Annotated in this window: 3 protein-coding genes; all 3 read right to left on the bottom strand. The window is 61.0% G+C overall.

The genetic code is table 11. The annotated features are described in order from the left end of the window. Positions 1 to 421: 421 nt before the first annotated feature. The 3 genes from WCO56_27350 to WCO56_27340 all read right to left on the bottom strand — a co-directional run bounded on the left by WCO56_27350 (position 422) and on the right by WCO56_27340 (position 7,821). Entirely contained in the window at positions 422 to 1,816 is a 1,395-nt protein-coding gene (locus WCO56_27350) for a Gfo/Idh/MocA family oxidoreductase (GenBank protein MEI7733318.1), read from the bottom strand. 45 nt (positions 1,817 to 1,861) lie between these two features. After that, positions 1,862 to 5,191, bottom strand: coding sequence for a UTP--glucose-1-phosphate uridylyltransferase (locus tag WCO56_27345; GenBank protein MEI7733317.1), 3,330 nt, complete (start codon positions 5,189 to 5,191; stop codon positions 1,862 to 1,864). A 185-nt stretch (positions 5,192 to 5,376) separates the two neighbouring features. Next, positions 5,377 to 7,821, bottom strand: a complete 2,445-nt coding sequence (locus WCO56_27340; protein MEI7733316.1) for a hypothetical protein — start codon at positions 7,819 to 7,821, stop codon at positions 5,377 to 5,379. Positions 7,822 to 8,392 lie beyond the last annotated feature (571 nt).

Here is an 8,392-nt window from a genome sequence, read left to right as displayed (position 1 = left end):
CAAGCGGAAGCGTTATCCGCTCAAGCGGAAGCGTTATCCGCTCACGCGGAAGCGTCATCCGCTCACGCGGAAGCGTCATCCGCTCACGCGGAAGCGCTTTCCGCTGAGGCTTTTTGCTCATTGGGAACAGCTTTTATGCTTTATGCGTAAACCGCCTGTTTGGCAATGGCTTAGGCGGTATTTTAAGAGGTGACTGGAGGCCCGTATGGTACTGAAGGGGTTGCGGCCATGGACGGCGACGGGATAGGAGGCCGAAACCCTTACAGGGTTTATCCTCTCTGGCGGTGGGGACCCAGGATAGGCCCGTTCCCCTTTTCCCCCAACGGTCCAATCCTGGGCTGGAGGCCGGAATCCCCTTGGGATTCTCCCGACACACATGGGCGCTGGATTGGATTCCTCAACTCTGAAGACAGAACCTGTCTCAGCCCTTCACTCCCGGATCATATTCCCGGTCTTTCAGGACGCCGGGCTTCGGGTATGGGTATTGGCCGTCGGCGGTGCGCTTGAGCGGCGCGGGGCCGTCCATGAGCAGTTGGTCCACGGTGGGGGCGAATTCGTGCGGGCAGTTCAGCATGTCGTCGTAGGTGATGACTTGCCCGGTGTGCGCCGCCATGCGCCCCATGCAGGTGACGAGGCTGGCGGTGGCGCCGCGCTCGACTTCGTTGTACGGCTGGTTGGTGCGGATGGCGCTGACTAGGTCGTCCCATTCGAGTTGGTAGGGGCTGGGTTCCGGTTGCGGGAAGGCCCAGGCCAGGTTTTCGGGGGTCTGGTTGTGGCCTTTGTAGATGCGCACTTTGCCGGGGTAATGGCCGGAGGTGGAGACGACCGCCGAGCCCTTGGTGCCGTGCGCGTAGCTGGCGAATTCCGCCGTGCAACCGCTGACGTTGCGGCCATCGAGGAAGAACTTGGTGCCGTCCGGGAAGGTGTATTCCACGGAGTAGTTGTCGAAGTTCTGGTCCACGGAGTCCTCGCGGTAATGGCGCGCGCCGATGGCGTGGGCTTTGATGGGCCAGGCGTTCTTCATCCAGGAGCATTCGTCAATTTGGTGGATGTAATAGTCGCTGTACACGCCGCCGCTGGCCCAGAGGAAGCTGTGGAAGTTGCGGATCTGGAACATGACTTCGCTGAGGTCCGGGTTGTTCTTGGCCACGCCGGACATGCGGGACATGCGGTAGGCGCGTAGCATGAGCAGGTCGCCGATTTCGCCGTTGCGGATGCGCTCGTGCAGTTCCTGGCGGCCTTTGCAATGGCGCACCATCAGGCCCACGCCCACTTTGAGGTTCTTCTTTTTGGATTCTTCGCCCAGCGCCAGCATCCGGCGGGTGCTCGGGCCGTCCACGGTCACCGGTTTTTCCATGAAGACGTTCAGGTTCTTCTCGATGGCGTAGGTGAAGTGGACCCAGCGGAAGGCCGGCGGGGTGGCGAGGATGACGATGTCGCCCGGCTTCAGGCAATCCATGGCTTTCTTGTAGCCGTCAAAGCCGATGAAGCGGCGTTCCGCCGGCACGTCCATGCGGTCGGCAGTTTGCTTCTTCTCACAGTCCTTTCGGATGTTCTCAAAGCTGCGGGTGAGTTTATCGGGGAAGACATCCGCCATGGCGATGAGCTTGATGGGGCCGGTGGTGGTGCTGAGGGCCTGGGTGGCGGCACCTGTGCCGCGACCGCCGCAACCGACGAGGACGACCTGGATCAGGTCTGAACCGGCGGCGTGAACGGAAGGCAGGGTGACACCGGTCAAAGCGGACGCGGCGACCACCGTGCTCGTGCTTTTGATGAAGTCGCGACGCGACGTGCTGGTAATCGGGGTATCATTCATAGTCCGGGCAGTGTGCCAGCCCGGACAATTTTGGAAAGCTTTTTTTTACTTCCACTCGCAGAGGGCGTCCACGTAGGCGGCGGAGCCGTCGCGCAGCCAGCCGTCCAGTTGCGCCTGGTCCTTGAGCTGTTGCCCGCGCAGGCGCGGGACCACCACGAAGCGGGTCTGGATTTCCGGCACGGAGGTCATGTCTACCCAGAGCTTCTCGAACTGGCAGACCGGGAAGATGTCTTCCTGACCGTGGCCCCAGCGTTTCTTCACGTCCTTGAGGGTGATGTACGTGGGCATCTTGGCGGCGAGCGAGCGGATGCCCGCGGTGACCTTCGCTTCATCGCGCAGTTCCTCGCGCGTGAGGCCGAACGCGGCCAGCAATTTATCGAGGTGAATCCAGCAGGTGTTGCTGTTGTAATAGGAGAGCTTGAATTCTTCCTCCTCGCGCGGCATGGCCAGGCCTTCGACAAGGCGGACACGGCCATTGACGCGGGCGAGGCCGCCGCCGCGATCTTCCAGCCGGCGGGTGATGAGTTCAAAGGTCAGGCACGCGTCGCTGCGGATGTGCTGCCCCAGCAACGCCGGGTCCACGTCCGCGCCGCAGGTGTCAATGTTGTGCAGCATCAGGTATTTCAACTGCGGGCGTTCCTCCAGGAGTTTGGCGAGCACGCCGTTGCGCAGGAGGTTCGGGATTTCATACCAATGGCCCACCGGGTGCAGGCATTGCATGGGCACGTTGTCGGTGTAATCGGTGGCTTCACCCGCCGAGTGCGCCCAGTTGATGAGGGCGGCGTGCAGGCTTTGCCGCACCTTCTGCGCCTGCTCGTCGAGCAATTGCTGCGGCATTTCCTCCCAGGCGAAGCGGAGATCGCGCACCATGGGCACGAGTCGCAGCCCGATGGATTTGCCGGGCGAGAAGAGCAGGGGACCCTCGTAGCCGTAATTGCCCTGCTTGGCGAGGAACTCCTGCGTCGCCTCGTGCGAGAGGTAGCTGGTGGTGAAAAGGTGCGGCAGCCATTGGCCCGCCTCGCGGGAGATGCGCCGGCTCTTGGCTAGGTGGGTTTCGATGAAGGTGCGGTGTTTGCCGCTGAGTTTGCAGAAGGGATGCAGGGCCTTGACCACGCCCGCGCCCTGCGTCCAGCGGCTGCCCGCCCCGGCGGCAAGCGTTACGACGGCCACTTCACCGTGCTTCAGGCTGGCGAGACCGATATCCCGCAAGGCCGTTCGCTGCGCCTTTACGGCGGCGTAGTCGGTGACATCCTCCGGATGCGCGTCTTCCAATAGGGCATTGGCGGGCAGGCGGTTTTGCGCCAGGCCGATGCGGCCGCTCTTCAAATCATCGCGGATGTGCTCGTGTTGCGCGCGGTCAAAACCGTATTGCTCCTGGAGCGCCGCGAGGTTTTGATTGCCGGCAGATTCCGCCTTGCCCTTCGGCAGCATGGCATCGAACAGCGCCTGGACCATGCCGCGCAGTTCCGGGCGCGTGCGGCAGGCGGCGCCAAATTTATCCAGCTCGGCGCGGCGCAACGGGGAGAGTGAGCGCGGATCCTGCCGGAGCAGGGCAGGGGCCATCATGGTGTAATAGGTCGGCGGCATCAGGCCGTGGGCACCATCGAGCAAATCGGCAAACGTGCCATTCTCATTGATGGAAAAATCATAGACCACCGGTTCCATGGCGAACGGCAGCGCGGAAGACAGTTCGCGTTTGGTCTCGGACATGATCGCCTGCAACCGTTGTTGGGCGAGCGCCTTTTTCTCCGGGGCGAAGATGAAGCCCATGCCACCGCCGGACATGCCGCCGAGCATCCAGAAGCCCCAGAAATCTGAGCCGAACTCGGCGCTGACTTTCTGGATGATGGTTTCCGTGTAATAATTGCTGGCCCAAGGGATGATCGTCTGGATCGGCTGCCGGAAATTGCGGGTGGTCGCCGCGCCAATGGCTTTGACTTCGCCCTGCTTGAGCCCGGCCAGGATGTCGTCTAGCACGCTCATCATGTCCAGACGCGCCTTCCACTCCGCTTCGCAGCGCAGCAGGTATTTCTCGGTGACCATTTCCAGGATCGGCCCGACGTTTTGTGCCATGCCGCCATGCACGAGCACCAGGCTATCCTGCAATTTGCGGCGGGTTTCGGCGGAGGCATCCTGCTCGTCGAAAATGCGGTGGGTGGGCATGAGGCGTCCGCGGCTGATGCCGAATTCAGGATCGTCCTCGGAGGCGAGCACGCCGGTGATGAGTTTCATTCCGGGCCATACGCCGCCGGAATCCTGCCAGCCGCCGCCGGAGCCGCCAAGCCATTCGCCCAGCAGAGCGCGCGCCAGCACGAGTCGGCGTTCGCTCTCCTCCAACTGCCCGGTCAGGGATTTCGCCTGCCCGGTTGCGCGCATGCAGACGGAGATCAACGCTGCCAGCAGGTTGGTGGAAACCGCCAGTCGCGACCCCTTGGGGATGCTGTTGACGTTGCTGACAATTTCCAGGCCGCGGCCCGGCCCCACGATGCGCGCCAGCAATTCGGCGAGGCTTTGGCCGGAACCTTCAATGCCCGGCGGCACCACGCCAGCGGCAATGATCGCCGCTTTCAATAGGCCCAGATAATCCTTGGCAAAATCAAACACCTCCGCCAAGTGCGTGATGTCCACTGAAGCGCCCAGGTCCACACTGACCAGGCGCAACAGCGGTTCTTCAATGACGCGCAGATAGGCTTCCACGGGGGGACGCGGTTCGGTGTCGCGGCCATGCACGCCGAGGTTGATGGATATGTTGAGCACTTTCGCGCCCTCGGGGAAATCCATGCCCAGAAAGAAGATGTCGCTCCAGCCGCAATGGGTGAGGTCCATGCGCACCGGGGTGCGCTCGCGCAGAATCGGGTACGCACCGGTGTGTGGGTCCCGTTGTAGCAATTCGGGACGAAACCGGAGCGGCTGATCGGCAGGATGTCCCATGCGGAACATCCATTGGTTGCCGCGCACGGTGCGCACACTGCGGCGGACCTGATCTGCGAGGGTCTGAAACGCCAAACGATGATACGCAGCGGCTAGCGCGCTGGAAATGCCATCCGAGGGACCGCATTCCCGTTGCAGTTGCAGGAACGTCTCAATGGCTTCCTCGAACCGCCGTTGCAGCAGGTGCTCGAATCCCTTGAAAGGAATCAACCCTCGCTGTCCGCTATCGGGCCGGTTGGGTAGATGAAAACGGTGAATGGCGTACAGGAAGAATAACGCCCGCACGCGCTCATACAGGTTGCTGCTCTGGCGGCGAAACGCATCCAGTGCCTCGCATTCTGCCAACAGTTCTTGCGACGACAGGCGCGCGCAAAGGCTGTCCAAAGACTGGTTGCGGATCGCCGGATCGGTCGCCGTGACAATCGCCGTAAATTTTGTGCTCATGCCGTTTTGTTGTGAGCAGCATCACAAACTATGCGGCGTCCGTCAACTCTGGGAAATGGGAAGAGCAGGGAGAAGTTCAAATGCCAGGTAAAATATCCCCCATTTTTCACCTGCCATCTTTTTGCCAGCGTGCGTTGGCCTTTACCTCAGAATTCGGAATTCGGATTTCTTTCGGCTTTCGCGCTTCAGTTTTCGGATTTTCCAGTGCCCGCAACGTGGTTGCCGGGGATCTGGGAGGTCAGATTCGGCATCGGTTTCCACCAGAGCGACCGCCAATAGGCGCGATCGGTGGCATAGACATCCAGCATGTCGGTGGCCAGGTTGAACTCGCTGGGCACGATCCGGTAGCGTTTCATTTCGCGGACATAAGGAAAACCAGGCTTGAATCCAGCCATATCAAACCGCTTGATCTCGTTCAATTGCGCGCTGGCCTTGCGGATGGCATCCAGCATGGACAGATAATCAGCGTTTTGAGTACTGGCATACACCGGTTCGCCGGTGCGGTTGGTGCATTGGCCATAGCCGTCGGCAGCCTTGGCCAATGGGGCGAGCAGCGCCAGTGACTTTTCCGGCGTCGTGAGATTGAAGGCGAGTTCCCCATCGCCAATCGGGTTGCGACTGTGGCAGGTCCCGCAACGGTTGGTGACGGACGGATCAAGTTTCACCCGCACCATCCCGGTTCCGAGTGCGGCATAATTACCTGCGTACGGCGCACCGCTGTCAATCCACAGCCGGATCATGTCCACTTCATGCGTGGTAACGTCCTTGTTTAGTCGCTTGGTGAATTGTCCCATCAGTTTGCTGGCCGAACTGCCGATGCCGCGCGGCGGCTTGTTGCCATCGGCATCCCGTCCGTGGCTGACCAATCCGCGCGACATGAGGCTCACGTAGGCATGGGAGTAGATGGGGCCGCGGTCGCCAGTGAGGAAAAGCTTGCCTGAGGGCTTCTCGTAGTTGTGGCAGCCGACGCAATGTAGGTCCAGGATAGGTTGGATATCGCGTGGAAAATCAAAGACCTCCGGGATGCCCGTGAGCGGTTCAATTTGGCTGGGCGGGCGTTTGAGGGCGGCCACCACCGTCGTCGGGCGCGGGCGGGCGGTGTCGGCGCGCGATTCATGACAACCAACACAGGACAACGTCTCGCCGGGCATGACGGTCAGGAAGCTCTGCATCCGTTTGACGGAGAGATTGTTTTCATCCAGGGCGATGAAAAACAGGCTGCGCAACGCGGGTAGTTCAATATTAGCCGAGCCGTCCGGTTCCACGGGGACGGTGCCCAGGATGCGGGGCAGGGTGAAGGTGCCACCGTAGCTGATCGGTTCCATGGTGCCGGAGTGGTTGATGGGTTTGGGCAGGGTTTCCATAACCAGCAGTTTTTTGATTTCCCCCGGCTTCACGCCGTCCATGTTGCGCCCGTGATAAATATCCTGAAGTACCACGTAGCCGGTGGTCTCTGAGAGCTTGGTCTTGGGGGCGATGATGCGTTCGGGGACGTGACCGCACACGGGGCGCGGTTCCTGCAACCATTGTTTACTCCCCTCGGTTTCCGGGAGCGTATAGATCTCCTCGGTGCGACCCTGGCCATCGGTGAGGTAAAGACTGCGCGCACTGGAAAACAGCACGCAATTCTCCGTCACCGGGAACGGATCGCGGCAATCATCCGCGACGGCGGTGGGAAAGTCTTTGCCCAAGGCGAGTTGCCGCGCGCTGGATTTGTCATCCGGTCCGTTGTTGGGATCCACGATCGTCAGTCGCCCGCCGTGTTCCATGCGGCCATGGCCGGGCGAGAACACGGCCAATACTTTATCCGTGCCTGGGATGGGTTTGGCATCCAGCATGACGGTGCCGGGATGCTGGTTTCCGTAATAAATCATCTGGCCGGTGCCATCCGGGTACATGGTCCAAAGGTGATGGTATTTGACGCGGCTGCGGTCCACATACTCCCAGCGCATATAAAGCACGCGGCCATCGGGCATCATCCACGGAGTGTTATCCTGCTCCACATTGGCGGATAGGATATGGATGTTCCGGCCCTGACTGTCGCAGCGATGAAGCGTGGCGACCTGCGTGAACCAGCACTGCACCCAGCGGAGGCAGCGGGAGGAACAGAACATGAGGTCGCCGTCGGGCAGATAGATGGGCTCGATATCGTCATAGGGGCCATCGGTGATTTGCCGCATGCCCGTGCCGTCCGTGTTGATTTCGCACAGGTGAAAATACGGCGTGCCGCCCTTGCGATACGAGAACAGGATTTTCTTGCCGTTATAATGCAACTGCGGATCGCGAATGGTGCCGGTGGCGTCGGCCAGCAAATCCGTCACCTGCCGGGTTTTCAAATTCAGTTTGCACAACCGCGAACCACCCTCGGCATACATCGGTCGGTTGGCGTCGCCGGATTGGTAGCCGAAGTTGGCGTACCAGTGTCCATCGGTGCCGTGCGGGCGGACGGAGAATACCACCTCTTGAATAGTGGCCAGCGGCCCCTGCAACATTTCCGCCAACAAACCGGATGCCGGGGCGGGGGAGGTAGCGCCCGCGAGGGTGGAGGCAACCAGCGCAATCAGGAAACCGGCTCGCGCCCAAGATCGGCGGAACCGCGCGTTTAAAGTCAAAACGCTGAGGTTATTCATGCGTGCTGGTACCATGCCCGTTCGTGGCCGCATTGTCACCTGCCAAGTTTGTGAAAATTTCCGGGCTCGATTTGTTCGCTTTCCCGCGCCTGCCCGCTTCCCTTATTCAAAACGTAGGCGACGAGTCTCAAACAGGCCGGCGCGGGAAATTTTGGCGCGGTGGCAACTGCCGGGGGAAAAAGGGGCGGCGGGCGACACCGCTTTGGATTTGCCCCGGCCTCTGGAGTGAGCGCGGGTGTGCCTGAGGAGTCCCAAAATGGGCCGTTTTTGACGTAAATCACTGTGTTTGGATGGTTTATTGGCTCCAGTGAACGATTTTTTGGCTCCGGGGGAAGATCCCCCCGCTCTGGGGGGAAGCCCCCTCGCTACAGGGCAACATGGCCCGGCTAAGGGGGAACATCGCCCTGTTCCCGGCGGAACCCGCCACGCTACGGGGGAAAATTTCCCCGCTACCGGTGAAACCCGCCCCGATCCGGGCGGACCCCTCACCGGTCTGGGGGAAAATCCCCCCGCTAGGCCCCAGTTTACGAGTTAGCATAGTCGTTTTTCTGTAAGCTGTTTTGGTTTAGGC

It is taken from the genome of Verrucomicrobiota bacterium (genome assembly GCA_037139415.1).
Taxonomy (GTDB): Bacteria; Verrucomicrobiota; Verrucomicrobiia; order Limisphaerales; family Fontisphaeraceae; genus JBAXGN01.
The sequence above is the reverse complement of the archived record's forward strand: the minus strand, read 5'-3'. Positions and strand labels throughout refer to the sequence as shown.